The organism is Akkermansia sp. NBRC 115031, assembly GCF_030268505.1.
Classification (GTDB): Bacteria; Verrucomicrobiota; Verrucomicrobiia; order Verrucomicrobiales; family Akkermansiaceae; genus Akkermansia; species Akkermansia massiliensis.
On record NZ_BSQU01000001.1, the window covers coordinates 199,017 to 216,944 of the forward strand.

At 55.2% G+C, this 17,928-nt stretch carries 16 protein-coding genes, 1 tRNA gene and 1 riboswitch; of the genes, 11 read left to right on the forward strand and 6 right to left on the reverse strand.

Annotation, left to right across the window (positions count from 1 at the left end; genetic code table 11):
* Nucleotides 1–20 precede the first annotated feature (20 nt).
* Complete coding sequence (locus QSJ36_RS00755; protein WP_022396727.1) at nt 21–632, forward strand: antibiotic biosynthesis monooxygenase; 612 nt, start codon at nt 21–23, stop codon at nt 630–632.
* Complete coding sequence (locus QSJ36_RS00760; RefSeq protein ID WP_102721824.1) at nt 619–2,514, forward strand: amidohydrolase; 1,896 nt, start codon at nt 619–621, stop codon at nt 2,512–2,514. Before QSJ36_RS00755 ends, QSJ36_RS00760 begins: the two co-directional genes overlap by 14 nt.
* A gap of 107 nt (nt 2,515–2,621) precedes the next feature.
* Here QSJ36_RS00760 and QSJ36_RS00765 read toward each other — a convergent pair whose 3' ends face one another.
* Entirely contained in the window at nt 2,622–2,909 is a 288-nt protein-coding gene (locus tag QSJ36_RS00765; protein ID WP_022396729.1) for a putative quinol monooxygenase, read from the reverse strand.
* A gap of 77 nt (nt 2,910–2,986) precedes the next feature.
* The gene (locus QSJ36_RS00770; protein WP_102731116.1) at nt 2,987–3,925 is read right to left on the reverse strand and encodes a hypothetical protein; all 939 of its coding nucleotides are present in this window, start codon (nt 3,923–3,925) and stop codon (nt 2,987–2,989) included.
* An 895-nt stretch (nt 3,926–4,820) separates the two neighbouring features.
* On the opposite strand from QSJ36_RS00770, the gene QSJ36_RS00775 reads away from it, so the two are divergent.
* Nucleotides 4,821–5,153 (forward strand): hypothetical protein, encoded by a 333-nt coding sequence (locus QSJ36_RS00775; protein WP_146018125.1) that lies wholly within the window; start codon nt 4,821–4,823, stop codon nt 5,151–5,153.
* 98 nt (nt 5,154–5,251) lie between these two features.
* Here QSJ36_RS00775 and QSJ36_RS00780 read toward each other — a convergent pair whose 3' ends face one another.
* The gene (locus QSJ36_RS00780) at nt 5,252–6,496 is read right to left on the reverse strand and encodes a 6-phosphofructokinase (protein ID WP_102731115.1); all 1,245 of its coding nucleotides are present in this window, start codon (nt 6,494–6,496) and stop codon (nt 5,252–5,254) included.
* A 374-nt stretch (nt 6,497–6,870) separates the two neighbouring features.
* Nucleotides 6,871–7,977 (reverse strand): GntR family transcriptional regulator, encoded by a 1,107-nt coding sequence (locus QSJ36_RS00785; RefSeq protein WP_102731113.1) that lies wholly within the window; start codon nt 7,975–7,977, stop codon nt 6,871–6,873.
* A gap of 412 nt (nt 7,978–8,389) precedes the next feature.
* On the opposite strand from QSJ36_RS00785, the gene QSJ36_RS00790 reads away from it, so the two are divergent.
* The 7 genes from QSJ36_RS00790 (at nt 8,390) to QSJ36_RS00820 (ending at nt 12,556) form a co-directional block, all read left to right on the forward strand.
* Nucleotides 8,390–9,487 carry a hypothetical protein gene (locus QSJ36_RS00790; protein ID WP_285466129.1) on the forward strand — a complete coding sequence of 366 codons (1,098 nt, stop codon included), beginning with the start codon at nt 8,390–8,392 and terminating at the stop codon, nt 9,485–9,487.
* 1 nt (nt 9,488) lies between these two features.
* Nucleotides 9,489–9,899 carry a hypothetical protein gene (locus QSJ36_RS00795; RefSeq protein WP_102727035.1) on the forward strand — a complete coding sequence of 137 codons (411 nt, stop codon included), beginning with the start codon at nt 9,489–9,491 and terminating at the stop codon, nt 9,897–9,899.
* A gap of 218 nt (nt 9,900–10,117) precedes the next feature.
* Entirely contained in the window at nt 10,118–10,300 is a 183-nt protein-coding gene (locus tag QSJ36_RS00800; protein WP_146018123.1) for a hypothetical protein, read from the forward strand.
* Nucleotides 10,293–11,204: a polysaccharide pyruvyl transferase family protein gene (locus QSJ36_RS00805; protein ID WP_022396736.1), complete on the forward strand. Its 912-nt coding sequence runs from the start codon at nt 10,293–10,295 to the stop codon at nt 11,202–11,204. Before QSJ36_RS00800 ends, QSJ36_RS00805 begins: the two co-directional genes overlap by 8 nt.
* 51 nt (nt 11,205–11,255) lie before the next feature.
* Nucleotides 11,256–11,693 carry an RHS repeat-associated core domain-containing protein gene (locus QSJ36_RS00810; RefSeq protein WP_146020035.1) on the forward strand — a complete coding sequence of 146 codons (438 nt, stop codon included), beginning with the start codon at nt 11,256–11,258 and terminating at the stop codon, nt 11,691–11,693.
* Nucleotides 11,694–11,718: 25 nt separating this feature from the next.
* The gene (locus QSJ36_RS00815) at nt 11,719–11,970 is read left to right on the forward strand and encodes a hypothetical protein (RefSeq protein ID WP_146020034.1); all 252 of its coding nucleotides are present in this window, start codon (nt 11,719–11,721) and stop codon (nt 11,968–11,970) included.
* A gap of 37 nt (nt 11,971–12,007) precedes the next feature.
* Nucleotides 12,008–12,556, forward strand: coding sequence for a hypothetical protein (locus QSJ36_RS00820; protein WP_146018120.1), 549 nt, complete (start codon nt 12,008–12,010; stop codon nt 12,554–12,556).
* 200 nt (nt 12,557–12,756) lie between these two features.
* On the opposite strand, the gene QSJ36_RS00825 is transcribed toward QSJ36_RS00820, so the two are convergent.
* Both QSJ36_RS00825 and QSJ36_RS00830 read right to left on the reverse strand, forming a co-directional pair.
* Nucleotides 12,757–12,839: transfer RNA gene (locus QSJ36_RS00825), tRNA-Leu, on the reverse strand.
* Between the two features lie 135 nt (nt 12,840–12,974).
* On the reverse strand, nt 12,975–16,934 hold the full coding sequence (locus tag QSJ36_RS00830) for an autotransporter outer membrane beta-barrel domain-containing protein (protein ID WP_285466134.1): 3,960 nt from the start codon (nt 16,932–16,934) through the stop codon (nt 12,975–12,977).
* Between the two features lie 34 nt (nt 16,935–16,968).
* A riboswitch (cobalamin riboswitch) is annotated at nt 16,969–17,107 on the reverse strand.
* Between the two features lie 154 nt (nt 17,108–17,261).
* On the opposite strand from QSJ36_RS00830, the gene QSJ36_RS00835 reads away from it, so the two are divergent.
* Nucleotides 17,262–17,891, forward strand: a complete 630-nt coding sequence (locus tag QSJ36_RS00835; protein WP_285466136.1) for an acyltransferase family protein — start codon at nt 17,262–17,264, stop codon at nt 17,889–17,891.
* Nucleotides 17,892–17,928: the final 37 nt, after the last annotated feature.

Consider the following 17,928-nt stretch of genomic DNA (forward strand, 5'->3'; position numbering starts at 1 on the left):
ACCCTGAACATTCGTCAGGCATGAACGCCATCAATCCTTCAGAGGAAGTGACCGTTGTGGTGCGCCGGCATATTCTGCCGGGGCATGAAGGCCAGTTTGAGCACGCCATGCGGGATTTCGTCAATTTTGTGCTGAGCTGCCCCGGGCATGTGGGCATCAGCGTCCTGCGGCCCTCCGACGGAAACGGGGAGTATGTGGTGGTGGACCGTTTCGCGAGCGCCGCCGCCAGAAAAGCCCTGGTTTCCTCCCCGGAGTACGAACGCTGGATGAAGCTGCTGGGAGCCCATACGGAAGGGGAGGCCCATATCCAGGAGATGAACGGCCTGGACGCCTGGTTGAACCAGCCGGGCACCCCGATGATGACGCCGCCGCGCTACAAGACGGCGGCGGCCACCTATCTGGGCGTGTGCCTGGTCATCTTTCTTCTGAACATTACCGTGGGTGGGCCCATCCGCAGCGTGCTGCCCGGATGGCTTTCCTTTTTCCTGTTCAACGCCTGTGTGGTGGCGCTGCTGACCTGGGTATTCATGCCGCTGATCAGCAGCATTCTGTCTCCCTGGCTTTTCAGGGCGCAGGCCGGAACCATTCCGGGAACAACCCCGAACCATGATGAAAACAATGAAAAACAATGATAAGGTTTACGCCGATTTGATGATCTCAAACGGCAACATAGCAACGCTGGATGAACGCGGAACGATGGCCCGCGCCGTCGCCGTCAAGGATGGAAAGATACTGGCCGTGGGGTCCGACGAGGACGTTGCCCAGTACAAGGGGCCGGATACCCAGGTGATCGACGCCGGGAAAAGGACCGTCATTCCCGGCCTGAACGATTCCCACTTGCACGTGATCCGCGGCGGCCTGAATTACAATATGGAACTGCGCTGGGACGGCGTGCCCTCCCTGGCGGACGCCATGCGCATGCTCAAGGAGCAGGCCCGCAGAACGCCGCCGGGACAGTGGGTGCGCGTGGTGGGCGGCTGGAGCGAGTTCCAGTTTGCCGAACGCCGGATGCCTACGCTGGAGGAGATTAATGAGGCGGCGCCGGATACGCCCGTTTTTGTGCTTCACCTGTACTGCCGCGCCATGCTCAACAAGGCCGCCCTGCGCGCCTGCGGGTATACGAAGGATACGCCCAACCCTCCGGGCGGGGAAATCCAGCACGACAGCGAGGGCAATCCCACCGGCCTGCTGATTGCGCGGCCAAATGCCACCATTCTTTACGCCACGCTGGCCAAGGGGCCCAAACTGCCCCTGGAACACCAGATCAATTCCACCCGGCATTTCATGAAAGAACTTAACCGCCTGGGCCTGACCAGCATCATTGACGCAGGAGGCGGCTATCAGAATTACCCGGAGGACTACCAGGTGATTGAAGAGCTGCACAAGCGCGGGGAAATGACCGTGCGGATTGCCTACAATCTGTTTACCCAAAGGCCCAAGGAAGAGAAGGAGGACTTTGCCAAATGGATCAGGATGACCAGGCCGGGAGAGGGGGACGATTATTACCGCTGCAACGGAGCGGGTGAAATGCTCGTCTTTTCCGCCGCGGACTTTGAGGACTTTCTGGAGCCGCGTCCGGACCTCCCCGGAGACATGGAATCCGAACTCAAGGGGGTGGTCAGCCTGCTGGCCGCCAACAAATGGCCTTTCCGGCTGCACGCCACGTACAATGAGAGCATCTCCCGCTTTCTGGACGTGTATGAAGAAGTGAACCGGGAGATTCCCTTTGACGGCCTGCACTGGTTCTTCGACCACTGCGAGACCATTGACGAGAAGAATCTGGAACGCGTCAAGGCGCTGGGCGGAGGCATTGCCGTGCAGTGCCGCATGGCCTACCAGGGGGAATATTTCATGGACCGCTACGGCAAGGAGGCGGCGGAACATACGCCGCCCGTGCGCAGAATGCTGGAAATGGGCATTCCCGTAGGGGCCGGAACGGATGCCACGCGCGTGGCGAGCTACAATCCATGGGTTTCCCTGTACTGGCTGACCACCGGGAAGACCGTGGGCGGAGAACCGATGTACCGGGAGGAAGACTGCCTTTCCCGTGAGGAAGCCCTCCGGCTTTATACGCAGGGGAGCACCTGGTTTTCCTCCGAGACGGGCAAAAAAGGAGCGATTGTTCCCGGTCAACTGGCGGACATGGTCGTGCTGAGCGAAGATTATTTCTCCGTTCCGGAAGAGGAGATCAAGGGAATAGAATCCGTGCTGACCGTCATGGACGGCAAAATCGTTTATGCCGCGGGACCGTTCAAGGATTTGGACCCGGCGCCCATTCCGGTGCTGCCCGAGTGGTCCCCCATTGCCGTGTTCGGCGGATACGGCGCTCCCCTGGACCCGAAGAAGGCGGCCAGGGCCGGCGTGCCTTTCCAGCAGGAGCACCGGCATTCCTCACACTGCCATGAACACGGCTGCATGCATTCCGCGTTCATGCTGATGGAGGGCGCGGCGAATGCGTCGCGGCCCAGGTATTCCGATTTCTGGGGCTCCGGGTGTGGTTGCTTCGCATTCTGACGGTAAATGATGCGAAGCTTCCTGCGCCCCGTCTCCCTGGTGGGACGGGGCGCTTTTTCCTTTCCCGGAAGGGGTAGGGAATAAGGCTGCGGTTTTTCCTGCCGGAGTTACAGCACTTCCCGGTACAGGGAAATTTCAATGGCTTCCTCCGTCATGTCGCTCAGGAGTGGGATGATGCGCTGGAAGTGCTCGGAATCCGCATGAACGTCCACGGCTGCCTGGTCCTTCCACTCTTCAATGAATGTCAGGATATTAGGGTCATCAATGTCCTCATACAGGTGGTAGGAAACGTTGCCGGCTTCCGCACGGCTGTTTTCCACCAGTTCCCGGGCGGTGGCGATGAATTCTTCCCTGGCTCCTGCTTTGACGATGCTTTTGGCTGTAATCTTAATCATGGCTATGGCTGTTTTGGCCGTATCCAGAGTAAGGGAGCGGGAGAGCCCGTGTCAACGACCCTTTTGAGGCGTTCCGGTCATGGCTGCGTATCCTTCAGGATTTTCAGAACATAGGCGCGCGTTGTATCCGTATGCTCCGCGCCGCGTATGCAGGAAAGCCCCTGGTAGAGTCCCACCGTTTCCAGGCGCAGGTCCATATCCTGTCCATCCAGATCCTCCCGGGTGGGTGGGGGATAATTGGAGGCGGGACCGCTCAGGGACTTCATCCGCATGGTATCCATGTTGAACAGGCAGCTTTGCATGCCATTGGTGAATATCAAGCTGCCCTGGCGTTGTTTTTCCTCCGGCCGCAGCCTGTAAATGGTGATGGCGCTTTCCCCGCCGGGATTGATCAGGATGGCGGGGAAAACATGCTTGTTCCCGCCTTTCTCCCGGACGGTCAGGTCAAAGTCGCATTCTCCGAAAAACCTGTTGGTGACACGGGAGGAGATATGGACCTCCACGGGCACTTCCTGCGGCAGGGGAACAAGGGTGGCAGCAGACAGCGCGGACCCCGGCGGGAGTTCCGGAACCGGGAAGGGTACGGTGATGATGTCAATAACGCAACTGATGACGCCGATCAGCACGAACAGCAGGATGCCCTTGTTCCGGAGCTGGACGGGAAGCAACTTCCGGGATTCCCCCGGATAAAGCTTGCTGGCGGATTTGTCCTGCTGCAGGCAGTATTCGGTCAGGCGTGAAATGACGGCCAGGGCGCAGGCCATGGCTGCCAGCCATGCAAGCGTGAAGGCCAGGTCCTCCACCATGGGACCCGTGGTGAAAAAGCTGAATAACCAGATGATGAAGGCCGTCAGCAGGAGAAAGACGACCAGGAAGGCCATGCAGCCGAAGGGCGCCGTGGAGACGGGAATCCAGCGCCTGCCGCGCTTGCCGCAGGCGCGCAGAATGAGGATGGCAATAAAAAAAGCAACAATTGCCAGCGTAGAATAAAAATGTTGAAACAGGTAATCGAGCATGGCATGCGGAGAAAACTTGGATAGTAGCTGGTCGGGGACCGATTTCATGCCAGTTTCCGAAAAAATATCCGGAAACAAGCCGTTTTTACATGATGAAATGATAGGCGTCGAATTTTGGAGCTCTTTATCATTTTAGCCTTTTTTCACCCTTGCTTGCAAGATTTTTCATTTCCTTGTTTCCCGCTATTTGAATTTAATATGCCGGAAAAGAATTATTCTACAATTGAATATGGAGGAAAAGCCGGTTCCATCATCTTCCAGAGAGGAAACAGGGCGCAGGGCTAGCGGAAGAAAAGGGTGTTGCGGAATTGCGGGTTACAAAACAACGGGAAACGGCACAAAGGAGTTTCCCATCCCCGTGAAGCCGAAAAGTGATTCATATCCCCGTCCCGGAGTTCTGTACCGTCTCCGTTCCGGCTCCTCCTTGGGGGGACGGATTGCCAGGGGAGCCTTTTCTTCGGGTCCGGCTCACTTTTATTGAAAGATAAATGATAACGGGAAGAAAAGTTTTAAACTTGTTGGCAATGAGTGTTTTTTTATCTTGATGTGGAGTTTTGGCGCAGGTGATTCCTGAATCAAAAGTTTATCTTGTTGTTCCGTTTTATTCCCTGGGGGAAAGGTGATTGAGGGCCGGATTATATTCAAAAGAAAAGGAAGCTGACTTTATGAGGGCACTTGCAGAAATATCGGGAAAAATGTTCCTCTGTCGCGCTAATATAAGACCGGAAAATGAATAAAATGGAATTTAAAACTTTATTTCAAACATTTCTAAGAAAGTGCAAATAAATTCGTTAAAGATGATAGTGGAAAGTTTGTCGAGAGATTAAACGGGAAGCCGGTTTTTTCCATAATTATCCGGGCGCGGAGAAGAAATTGAATGGAGAAAATAAAGTTCATGGATGAGGAAACAGGCCGATTCCTTTCCCGAATTTATTTTTCTCTTCCGGATGATGAAGGGAACTATCGTTCCTGTTATTACGGTGTTCTTTTTAAGCCGGAACGGAAGGCCTCTTGGACTGGAGAAAAAGCAGTCATGGGTTGCATCCGCCTTCCCTTTTTTCATGTTCTTCCGCCCCTGCCGTGCCATTCAGCCTGTTTCCTGCCGGGCTTTTTCTTTTTCAAGAAGTTGTACATACCTTATGGAAACAGCGTGAATGCCGCAGTTGCGGTCAATTATGCAATCTCCTTCCCGCGTATTTGCCTTGAGCCGGAAAAGGGGTTGGGCTAGTGGCTGGCCGAGTGTTTTACCTGGCCGGGAGAAGTTCCGGGTAGGCTGAATTCCTCTCTGTTATGGAAAATGGAGAAAAAGGTGCTGCCAGAAAAAAGCTATCCCTGTACCGGGTCCGCCAGCACTTTTTTGAGCTTCGCAAAGCGGGGCAGGGAGCATTCCTTCTGCATGGCCGTTTCTCCCTGGATGAGGGGCAGAACGTAGTCGATGAACGGCTGTTCAACTCCATTGCCGCGGGTATTGATCCATTCACGGGGGACGAGTTTTTCCACGTTGGCCACGTCTCCCAGGCTGGTCAATTTGGTCTTGCAGGAGTAGATGCCGTTTTCCGTGCTCCGTTCGAAGGCGACCATCTTGTCCGTCTGGCCGGAAACGGCCGCTTCCACGGCGGCTTTCCCCGCCATGTAGGCTTCATCAATGTCCGTTTTGGAGGCCACGTGGGAGGCGCAGCGCTGGAGGAGGGAAAGTTCAATGCTCCTGACCTTGGCCCCGGTCTGCCGCTTGACGGATTCCGCCAGCATGGCGCCCAGTCCGCCCAGCTGCGTATGGCCGAAGACGTCCCTGTCCCCGGATTCCGCGACAAAGCGGCCGTCCGCATATTGCACCCCTTCCGAGACGGCGACCATGCAGCTCCCGTTACGCTTGTAAATCCGGTCCACATCCTGCCAGAATTCTTCCATGCGGAAGGGGACTTCCGGCAGGTAAACCAGGTCCGGTCCGGCGCCCGCATAAGTGGCCAGGGCGGCGGAACCGGCCAGCCATCCGGCGTGCCGGCCCATGATTTCCACGATGGTGACACGCCCTTTGTCGTACACGCGGAGATCCTGGTGCACCTCCATGCAGGAGGTGGCGATGAATTTGGCGGCGGAACCGAAGCCGGGGCAGTGGTCCGTGCCGTAAAGGTCGTTGTCAATGGTCTTGGGGATTCCGATCACGCGGCATTCATAGCCGGATTGCTGCATGAATTTGGATATCTTGTTGCAGGTATCCATGGAATCATTGCCGCCGTTGTAGAAAAAGTAACGTACATCGTACTTCCGGAACACCTCCAGCAGGCGGCGGTAGTCCGTATCATCCACGGCGGGATCCGCCATCCGGTAGCGGCAGGAGCCCAGGGCGGAGGCCGGGGTGTATTTCAGCAATTCCAGTTCCTCCGGGTCTTCCTGCGCCATATCGAACAGGCGTTCCTTCAGCACTCCTTCAATCCCGTTGGCGGCTCCCAGCACGCGGGTGACCGGTTCGCATTGCAGGGCCGTCTGGATGGCACCCAGCGCGCTGGCATTGATGACGGCGGTGGGGCCGCCGGACTGGCCGATGATGCATGCTCCTTTCAATAGCTTCATGGGGGAAATGGTGGATGGGAGAGTTCTGTGGAGCCCCGTTCCGCAGCGTGGGGGCCGGGGGATGAAATCAGAGTCGAACCTATCTGGAGCCCGGAGGGATGTCAAACATTATTGGTCTGCCGGAGGGACTCCCGCAGCCCGGGCGGAAGAGAGGGAAACGCCGGGCATCCTCTATTCGGTTTTCATGCTTTTCCGGGATGGCGGCCAGGTATTCTCCCAAGGCGGGCGCCGCCGGTGGTCCGGTGGGTTTTGTGTGCGGAAGAGGCATGCGGAAATCCGTGCTGTACAGCCTGGGGCTTATTACCAGGGCACAGATGGCGTTTACGCGCCTTTTTATGCCCATGGCGTCCCTTGTTTCTTCCGGGAAAGCGTATTTATGCGGACGGCGGCGTGTGGCGCACGGAGACGGACTGCCCGGGGTAGATTTCCGGGATGACGGAGATGCTCTTGATGTTTTTGCCCGCAGTCAGGGCACGGAGCATCCGGATGAGCTTGTGAACCGTTTTTGTCTGGTTCTCCTCGTAATAAGTGATGGTGGGCAGCAGGCGCTCCATGAAGGGTTCATACGTCAGGCTGATCAGGCTGAGCTGGTCCGGAATGCTTAAAGAGCGGGCTTCCACCCAGGAAAGGAGGGGAACGATCTGGTTGCCCCGCGTAGCTACCAGGGCGGACATGTCCGGATGTTCCTTGAACGCTTTGGCGAGGTATTCAAAGAAAAGGGGCGTCTCAAACGGGGTGGGAATCAGCACGGGGTTCCAGCCCTTTTCCGCAAAGCTGAAAAAGCCCTTCTGCATTAACTGGTGGCCCTTCAACGGGTCCGGGGGGAGGCACAGGCCGACGGTCCGGTGCCCCTTGTTCCAGAGGTGCTGCGCCGCATGGTGCGTGGTGGCCGCCCAGTGGCGGTCCAGATAGGGCAGGTTGCTGCTCTGGTAGGAAGTGCCGCGCACGATGCAGGGAATGCCGTGCGTCTTGAACCAGAGCTGGGTCTGTTCCGAGGAGCGGTGGAGTATCCAGCAGACGCATTCGGATTTGGTCACCAGCTTGGCGAGACGCTTGTCCGGGTTGTTGCCTAAAATCCAGGGAGCTTCAAAAATGCGGACGCTGATGCCGTCTTCCTCCAGAATCTTGGAGATGGTGTACACCTCCGCCAGCACGCTTTGCGCCAGCCTCTTGAGGGGCTGGGGCGTCAGAAAGCCGATAATGCCCCTTTTTTCCTGAACAGGATGGGAGGGGATGGTTTTTCCCGCTCCTTCCTCCGTAGTTTTCAGGATGCGCCGCGGAACCTTGATGCGCGCGGGAGCGATCCATGCCTCCCTCTCCAGAAGAGCCAGAGCCTTTCTGACGGTCTCCCTCCCTACGGACAATCTGTGCCCGAGCTCCCGTTCGCCGGGCAGGATGTTGACCAGGCTGCCGTTGAGGATCATCTGTTTGATTTTATTGGCTACGGTTTCAACCAATGAAGATGCGGGCAACGAAGTCATACTCTTTTATATACGTACTGCCTTGCGTGAATTCGAGTCAATTGTAGGGATTGGTTCCGCAGCCAAATTCAGCGTGAATGTCCTTGTTGCGGTAAGTTGTTGGAATTCTGTAATCTAGATAAAAATATGAGTCCCTGGTCTTTTTTAATGTCGGAAAGTGGAGAAATCATGGGTAAAGGATATATTATTATCAATGGATTACATGTTTCCCGCGTTCGCAGGTGGGTGGTTTGTGATTATTTTATAAAATATTCATAATAAACATCTTGGTTTACCTTTTCTGTCAAGCGGTGTCATTTTTTCATGTCGGTTGGCTCCGCATGCGGCGTGCCTTCCTCCGGGGAAGTGGCAGGAGGCATGCACGTATCAGCATGGATGATTCCTGTCTCTTTTCCGGTGCTAAATCTGCTCAATGAAAGTGAATACCATACCGGGCGCGGCTTATGCGCTGACATGTACGGCAGCATGCTCTGTCCAGGCTCTTCTCTCCGATGCTTCTTGCCTGACTGTTCTGGAAACGGAAAACTCCGGACAGTATATCTTTGTGGCCCCTACGGATGCGGTGGAGGTGTCCGACGAACATGCACTGGTAACACAGACTTTTAAAGTAGCCGCTCTGGGATTGGCTGCCCAGGGCGGCATTCGGCTGGGAGAAGATGCTGTTTTGAAAAATCTGACGGCGGAGGCGTCCACCTTTTCCGGAACCGTCAATGCCAACGGCGGTATCAATGCCGTATCCGCGCTTGCGGCCGGAGCCTCCACAACCGGCCTCAACGCGGGCAGCCACGCCGTCATGTCCGTTCTGAGGAATGTGTACCATCTGGACCACGCGAACGGAACCGTTACCACCCTGGAGGGAAGCAACGTCAAGATGGAGCGTTCCTTGGCGGGCTGGTGCGGGCTGTCCTGGGCGGGCACGCTGACGGCGCACAAATGCGTCCTGGTCAAGTCTGCCGTCACCAATACCAATTACGGAGGAGCCATCAGCCCTGCCGGAACCGGCAGCTATGCGCTGGTGATGTCTCTGCTTTCCGGTATGAATTTGGCCGCGACTCAAACTAAATTCGGCTGGACCGGGTATTCCGGAACCGTCACCACCACAACGGTGGAGAATATTCCCGGACCGCTTTTTTATGTGGATGCAGCCAGCAGAAAAGTGGTGGCCAGGTCCGGAGACGGACAGGTTGTAACGGAGCTTTCCTGGGCTGCCTTGAGCCTGGACTGGGTATCCCGGCTTGATTTGATTGCGGTTCCCTCTTCATCCGGTACCTGCAGTATTTATCTGGCCCGGCATACGGGGATAAGCTCCGGGCACGGGAACCACTACAATTTCAACCGCCGTCATCTTAATCCACAAGCTTATTACCTGGGGGAAGTTTCTCTGGGGCTCGTCAGCAATGACGTCCACTACGCTATTATAGATACTTGCTCCGCAGAGATGGCCATGTTCAGGGTAAGCGTCATCCAAGGGATTAATCCGGCTGACTATCTTAAAATAGAAACAATTTAACATGAAAGAATTACAATTTTATTTCCCGCGACCCGGCAAGTGGGATGAATTTACGTTGACTGCCGTTTTCCCGGATATGGCGGGGTTTGTTCAGAATCAGCGCTACAGGCACCGGGAGCTGACGCCGGAACAGTTGCAGGCTTTTTCCGAAGTAGTGTCCGCCCTTACCGTCCTGTCTGACGAATGGAAGGCCGTTCAGGCATGGGCGAGGCTGGATATGTGCATGACCGGCACATCCACGGAGGGTAGCGAAGACATGGTCAAAACAGTGGAAGCGGTTACCCTGACCGTGGAAGCTGTCAATGGCCGGGGAGCCCGTAAACTGTTCACCAACGCAAATTATCCAGAATTTACAATTCCGGAAGCGGGGGCGGTGGCATTTTTCAAACATTTTACGGATAGCCGTCAATAGCAGGCAGCCCATCCGTTCTCGTTCAAGGGGGGATGCCCAAAGGCGGGAGCTTTCCGTTTTACGCCAATAGGCATGGATGCTCCGAATGGAGCAGGCGTCGCTGCATGCAGCTCATTTTTTAACCGCACAACGAGAGATTCAGCACGTCCGGATTCGCCATATTCGTCAGGAGCATGGACCATCTCTTTTTCTTATTCATTGCAATTCCCTATACAATTATGAATATTCCAATTAAACGATTATTCGTCAACGTGTTCCATGACATCTGCGAAGGCTCCGGAAAGGAGCTTCTCCACCAGATCTGCGTCTGGCGCAAGATGGGACTGGAAGTGCCACACGTTTCTTCCAGGGATTGCCTGGGCACTCTTAACGAATTTTGTGAAATCATACCGCATGCCTGAATCCATTTCCATTCTTCCTGCTCTCATTAAACTGGGTGGATTTCAATATTGCGCCAACCATGGCAACATAGGAGATTTGCTTATTGACATCGCCACGCGGCAGTTTTTCCGTCGCCATCATCTGCCGGCGCAGGAAAAACCTCATCGGCATGTGGTGTATGGCGGTGGCGGAAGGTTCGTGTCCTTTTACGGTTCTCTGGATGAGCAGAAAGAGGAACTGACGGCCCGCTCAGTGGAACGGTGCATTATCCTCCCGCACAGCTTTTATCAGGTAGATTCTCTTATTCGTTCCTTTGATGAAAGGCACCTGGTCTTTTGCCGGGAACAGCGTTCCCTGGATTATTGCCTTTCGCTCAATGAGCGGGCGCAATTTCTCCCGGCGGACGACATGGCTCTTTACTTCTGCCCTAATTCCTTGCCGTCTTTTATCCTGGAAGAAAAGGGAACTCCCGCTTGTCCGGAACCATGGGCGGTTTCCCTCCTGGAAAAAATCCGGGAATCCGTGCAGGAATCTTCTTTCTGCGCATTCCGCGAAAATTACTGGCAGCAGGGGGCTTTTCTGCCGCGCCGGGGCAAGGAGAGCGCCCTGCCTGCGGAATTGATCCTGGGACGTGATATTTCCGATCTTTGGAATGGCTGGGGCGACGGTTCTGCCGAGCAGGCTTTTCTAATAGGGGGCCTTCTCTCTATTCTGAAGGAATTGGACATCGTCATTTCAGACCGCCTGCACATCTGCATTGCAGGTCTGCTTGCCGGATGCCGGGTATACTTCCTGGACAACAACTACGGAAAACTTTCCGGAGTTTATCGTCAATCCCTGTCCGATCATCCAAGAGCGAATCTCCTTCCTCACTCTGAACTTTCCGTACTTTTTCCCGAGATATTTTCCCTTGTCCGCAAATAGTCTGTTTCCGTCCATAAGCTCCTCTCCAGGGAAAAGGCATGGACAGGAGATGTGATTCAACCTATGCAGTGGAGTAGCGAATATTGTGATGAGGAACTTACTCTCGCCTATTATAATTATCGTCATTACAATTCAGCTGACGGCAGGTGGATCAATAGATATCCTATTGCTGAAAAGATAGGGAATAATGTTTATAGAATGATTCTCAATAATTCGGTCAAGCTTGTTGATTTACTTGGTTTAATAGAAAGAGGTCCATTTGATGGAAAACATCCTACTGTCAAATCGTGTTCCTTTGGAGAGTGTTGTCAAGAGAATATAAGAAGATTTTTCCAATGGTTCACGGCATCCAAAACACGTCGTGAAAGAGATTTTACAGATTATTGGAGAAAGTATGGTACAAAAGAATCATGGGATAACCATCGTACGGAATTTTTGAAAGCTAGGTTAAATGCGGTGAACTGCACTAAGATCATTTATATAAAATAATTAATTCATTACGATACATCCTGAATTGGAAGTAGTACGTGAATGGATAGACGAAGTGGCGTTGCTTACTGATCCTGGACCATTTCAAGTTCTAATTTCGGATCCTGGGCCTGTGCAAGAACCGGTTGGCAGTGGATGGGATGCATTTTGGGAAGGTGCATTTGCAGGAGCGCTAGCTGCTCTCATTGGTGGACAATTGGGGCCTCAAATTGCATTACCGGAGGAAATCGGTACTGTCCCAATTGGTGTTATTGTAGGAGGAGTTATGGCTTTATAATAAAAAGAATTAATTAATGGCAAAGATTGAAAAAAACATGATTGAAGCTCTCCTTGCACGGCCAACAAGCAAGCAGGTACTGGCCTTTGAAGGAGTCTTTTTGGAAGATTTAAATGATTATGTGAAATGGGCAATTGATTCTTTACATAATTCCCTGGGCGAAGAAATGGACGAAGCCCTGCTTTTGTTGAGTTCGCATTTTGGAGAGCCTTCAATTAATTATTTTGAGTTGAAGGACGATCTCCGAGCATTTGCCTCAGCCGCCAGAATAATTCCTCCAAAAGGCAAGGATGCCGTTAGGCTTTATTGTCTTGGATGTCTTCAAGATGTTGTCTGTGGTTTGAAAGGAGGAGTAGAATCTGAAAAAGACATGCTTCAGCATTTATCAGATTTACTTGGAAACTATACAGGGGTGGATGAATTTGGATTGATTCCGGAAATGGAATACCATTGGTGGCATCTTCAACAAGGAGAATCCCATGACGATATTGTAGGAGATTTTTGCAGGGAAGCAGAAAGACTAGTTCATTTGTTGCATGTAAAATTACATCGCGAGGGCGAATATTGGAAAATTACAGTAGAATAATTTTTAATATAAAGTATGTAATTACTGATGATTTTATTTATAGATATAGTGTTCCGGAAAAAGTTTCAGAAATTATATCTATATAAACACACGAGTGTTTCTTCTGGAAATTATTGCATTCAGTTTTCTGCTTCTTAACCGAGAGCTGTTAACTGATAAAAGAAAACCCTGAAAGCATTAAGCTTTCAGGGTTTATTTATTGGTACCGCCGGTGGGACTCGAACCCACACTCTTTTGGAACTCGATTTTGAGTCGAGCGCGTCTACCATTCCGCCACGACGGCACGTGAAGTGGAAGAATTAAGCGGCAAGAGGGCTGTGGAGTCAAGAATTTCCTGTGGAATGTGGGAAGCCTGCCGAAAAAACGGAGGGAATCCGCGGTGGATTCCCTCCGGAATGTTTCCGAATGGGAAGAACGTTTAGAACGAGTAGCGCACGGTAGCGTTAACGCTCTGGTTGGTCATGTGTTCCCTCTGTTCCAGATGGTAGAAGGCTCCGGCGCTCCAGGCGCTGGAAATGACCCAGTTCAGCCCCGCATGGACGATCAGGGCGTGGCGTCCCGGATGGACGCCGTCTACCCGGAAGGGCGTGCCGAAGGCGTCCGTTTTCACGGAAGCGTTGCGGCGGGAGACGTCTCCGGCGTAGGCAACCGTCATCTGCGGCAGCAGGTACTGGCCCCTGCCGACGGCGATCTGCTTCTGCCAGGTGACGCCGGCGGGGATGCTCCAGTTCTGCACGGAGCCGTCCTGGTACCAGGCGGTGCCGGAACCGGAATGCTCCCCGAAGGACCCCTGGGAGCCGTGCAGGAATTCAATGCCTGCGAAGGGTTTCAGCACATCCGTGCTGCTCAGGCGGATGTTCCAGGTTCCCTTCAGGCCGAAGCCGTACACGTCATCGTTCCAGGAGGCGGTGGCGGGTCTGCCGCCCAGCGTGCCGTCCGCATCGTTGTCCATGCGGCCGTAGGTGAAGTAGCCGTCAATGTCCACGCTGTTTCCTCGGAGCAGGTCGCGGTGGTAACGCTGGTAGAGGGCCAGCATCAGGCCGTCCTGGTTCGCCTTGAACTGCTTGTCCGCGGAGTGGAAGCAACCGAAGGTCTGGCCGAAGGCCGCGCCGGATATCCAGTTTTTCGTCCAGGCGTAGTCCAGGCCTACGGCATAACCGCCGCCCTTGTAGTCAAAGCCGGAGGCTCCCGTGGCGGAGGAAACGTTCATGAAGTCCCCCAGCCCGGAGAACCAGATGTTGCGCCTGCCCGGTCCGCGGAAATCCAGTTGGGAAGCCGCCGTATGGGCGAAGCTGTCCACCACCCGGACGGAGGACCACAGCGTGTTGGCGATGCGGGAGGCTTCTTCTCCGCGCAGGGCTTTCACGGCGTTGATGTTGACCTTGCCGTTGAAGATCAGGTGCAGCCCGTCGCCGGAAACCGTGAAGCTGGTATCCGTGACCAGGTCCGTGCGGCCCTTCAGCGTGGGGTCGATGCCGGTGAGGTCCCACAGGGAACCGTCCGGATCAATGACGGTGTCCGAGTCCAGGTTGACCAGGGACAGGGAGAAGCTTTGTTCCTTGCTGAAGAGCAGGTTGTCCCCGATGACCACATTGACGTGCGCTCCATCCACATGGTAGGAGGAAGAGACGTTCATTTGGGAATAGGTGTCCGCTCCGGTATGGGTGGCGTCCGCCGCCGCCGTTCCGTTCACGATGAACGTGAGTTCCTGCACTCCCCCCCACGCGTTCAGGCCGCCTTCATAGTTGTGGTAGCCTGCGGAGGAGCCGGAGCCGATCACGATTTCACTGCCGTAATAGGTAACCTCTCCCTTGAAGGCGCCGGAACCGGAGACGGTGGAACCGCTGTTGGTTTCCACGCCGGATAGAACGGTGGAGCCGTTCAGCACCAGATGCCCCGGATTAGCCGGATGGGCGAATGCCTCACCCAGGCGGATGCTCCCGCCTTCCACGCCCAGACTGGCGTCCCTGCCGTCCAGAACGAGGGTGGCGTTGTTGCTGATGACGACGTTTTCCGCCGCATAGGAACCCTTGGCGACAACCTTCACATCCTGTGCCGTGACGTTGAGGTTCGCGAAGGCGCCTCCGTCGGCGGCGGAGGCGCTGTAGCCTGCCGTGCCGGAGTGTTCCCAGTTCAGGGTCTGTTCCTTTTCATCCTTGCCCGCCAGCGTCAGTTGGCCGGAAGCGCCGCTGACGGTTCCGGAGGAAATGACGGCGTCCGACTGGCTCAAGTCAGCCTCCCCGCCTTCCAGCACGATGCCGTGCTCAGGCAGGTTTTCCCCGATGATGACCTTGGAGCCTTCACCCACATGGATGCTTTCTCCGGGGTTGACGACGATGGGGGCGCCTTCACCCAGGAATACCTGGCCCTGGAGGCGGTAGCTCATGCGGTAGTTTTCCAGTTGGAAGTTGTCCACCCTGGCTCCGTACATGGCGGTGATGCCGTTCTTGATCTGGTCCAGCGTGACGACCCAGGCGGAATCCGTGGCGTTGAGCACCGTGGCGCCTACCGTGGCGTTTTGCGCCAGGTCCAGATTTACGTTCAGGCCGTCAAAGCCCACTTCCAGGGCCGTTCCCGCCGCATTCTGCACCAGGGTCCCGTTGAGCAGCGTCATGCCTTCCGCAATGGTGAGCGTGCCGCTGCCGGAGATGGAGCCCTGGTTGTTGACGACGGCCCCGTCACGGAGTATCTGGGAGTTCCCGGTCAAGGTGACGGCAGAGCCGTGGCCCACGTTGACCCGGTTGAACAGGCCGGCGGCTTTTTCCGTGGAGATGGTCCAGTTCGCTTCGTTGTCCGCACTGCCCACGTTGAGCGTGACGGAGGAATGGTGGGTGGCCGTATCGGACTTGCTGGTGTTGACGGTTGTCCTCACCGTATAGTCAAACAGTCCCGGAGCGGCGTCCGTTCCGGACAGCAGCGTAATGGTATCCACGGAGCCTTCCGCTCCGGAGCCGCCCAGTTCCCAGATGCCGCTGATGGAAGCTCCGGCGTGGACGGTGACGTTGTCCGCCGTGTTTTCCGTGGAGAAGCCGGAACCCGTATTGGACCCGCTGTACAGGGCATACCCCGTTGCTTCGTCCCCCGTCGCCGTTGCTTCAATGACGCCGGTGGAACCGATGGTCGTCGTGATGCCGGCTCCTCCCATCAGGGCCGCCGCCGTGCTGCCGGCAGTTGCCGCTCTGACGGTTCCGTTGATAGTGCCGGTGGTCAGGGAGAATTCCGCCAGCAGCCCGTAGGCTTCCGCAGCTCCCGTGGAGGAGGCGGAGATGAAACCGCTGATGTTTCCCACGGACAGGGAGCCCGTGGAACGTGCCCCGGCGGCCGTTCCGGCCATGGCTTCCGCCCGGATGGAGCCGCCCACATTGCCGATGGTAATATTGGAATGGGTCTGGTAACCCCCTTCTTCTCCGGCGAAGAGGCCGTAGGCGTCCATGCCGTTGGTCGTGGCGGTAACGCTTCCCGTTGCTCCCATGTCGCCCAGCGTGATGTTTTCCCTGGCTTCAATGCCGATGGCGGAAAAGTCCTCGCTTTCATCATTGGAGCCGGAGGCTGCGGTGATTTGACCGTCCAGCCGGGTAATGTTCACCTGCCCGTAGTTGGACTGGATGCCTCTGGCTCCGTAGCCGCCGGCCGTCGCCGCGGAAATGCTGCCGGTGGAGGAAAAGGTGCCGATGTTGACGTCCTTGTAGCGCGGGCCCTGGTAGTCCATGGTATTTCCGTAGGCATACAGTCCCCTCGCATAGTTTCCTGTTCCCAGGTCCACGGAGATTTTGCCGGCCATCGTTCCAATGTCCAGGCGCCCCTGATAGGCGTAAATGCCATTGGAGGAGAAATTGGCCGTGATGGAGATGAGGGCGTCTTCCGTGATCGTTCCGATGGAGAGTATTTTCCCGTAGCTCCGGATGCCGGTGGCATTCGTTCTGGCTGCGGAGATGTTGAATGTTCCTGCCAGGGTGCCGATGTCCACATTGACTCCGGAGGAGGTGTCAATGCCGAAGGCGTTGTTTGCCGTGGAGGAGACGTTGAATACGGCATCCCCGGCAATCGCGCCAATGCTGAGGGTGCCTGATTTTCCCCAGATTCCGCGCACGTTGCTGGAGCCTGTCACGTTGAATGTGGCGGAGACCGTTCCCAGGGCCGCATCTGAGGCGGTTCTGGCTACAGTGGCGTCATAAGCGCCGGCCAGGTCTTCCCTGGCAGTATCCTGGGCATGGACCGTTCCCAGCATGCCGAGGCAGGCCAGGGTCATAGCCACAGCCTGCATCCGGTGCCTGGCGTGGCACGGTGTTTTTTCAGGAGTGTTGAACATTCCGGACTTCAAGGAGGCCGGACCATCATAGTCTGCTCCGTTCAAGCGGAGCGTGTTGGATGAATGCATGTGTATGGTCTGAATGCCGGAATACTCGCCGGCGGTTCATAAAATACTTCGGGGCTGGCGATCTGGCTCATTGCAGGTTTTTAAGCCGTGCAATATACAGTGGCGGTACCGCTCCGGATTCACACCGGATTCCCCATCTATTTCCTGCCCGTACCACGGGCTTCCCGGAAGCGCCTCCGGTTGGTGAGGGAGGCATGGCATGCCTAACATATCCTCCGGACCCTGTCAATTGGAACTTTTTCTTGCGTTTGGCTCCCTGTTTCGTATTGCCATGAAGGACGGCCGTGCTATCATGGCGCCCCGGATGTTCGTTATTGTATTTGGCATATGTATGAAGCGTTAACGAACTCTCCTTCACATGCGCCGGGCATCGTCCGGGGAAGGAAACTGACGGAGAAGTGCCGTGACCCGTGGGTAGATATTATCCGTGTGCTGGCCATGTTGCTTATCATGATCCAGCATACTCCCGCTTCTCATGGCTTCACTGTGTATGCAACACGTGCGGGCGTATTTTTCTTTTTCATGGCGGCGGGTTACTTCCTGGCCCGGAAGTATGGGGGCAGCCCGGCCCCGGTGCCCTGGCTTAACTGGAGAAAAGCGTTTCTGATTCTGTGTGCCTATTTATTTTGGATTTTCGTTTCCATGGCCTTGTTCGGGTTTCCCGCGGACATTGTAAAATGGATGACCGGTCTGGGAATAGGGCGCCCTCCTTTGGGAACTGTTTTATGGTTTTTGCGGGATTTAATGGTGTTTGTGCTGGTTTCAGGAGCGTTATTCCGGATGCCGCGGGCCTGTCTGCTCATTCTGTCCATGGCCTCCCTGGTGCTTTTCAGTACGAGCAATTCCCTTTACTTGTCCTTCGAATACATGGACAAGGTTTTCTGCGTTATCCATCCCAGGGGGGTGGAGCATTTGCCCTTGGCATGTTTTTGTGCCGTTATTCCCTTGAAGAGTTGAAGAATGCAGTCGGTAAAGCGTGGCTGTACGTGCTGAT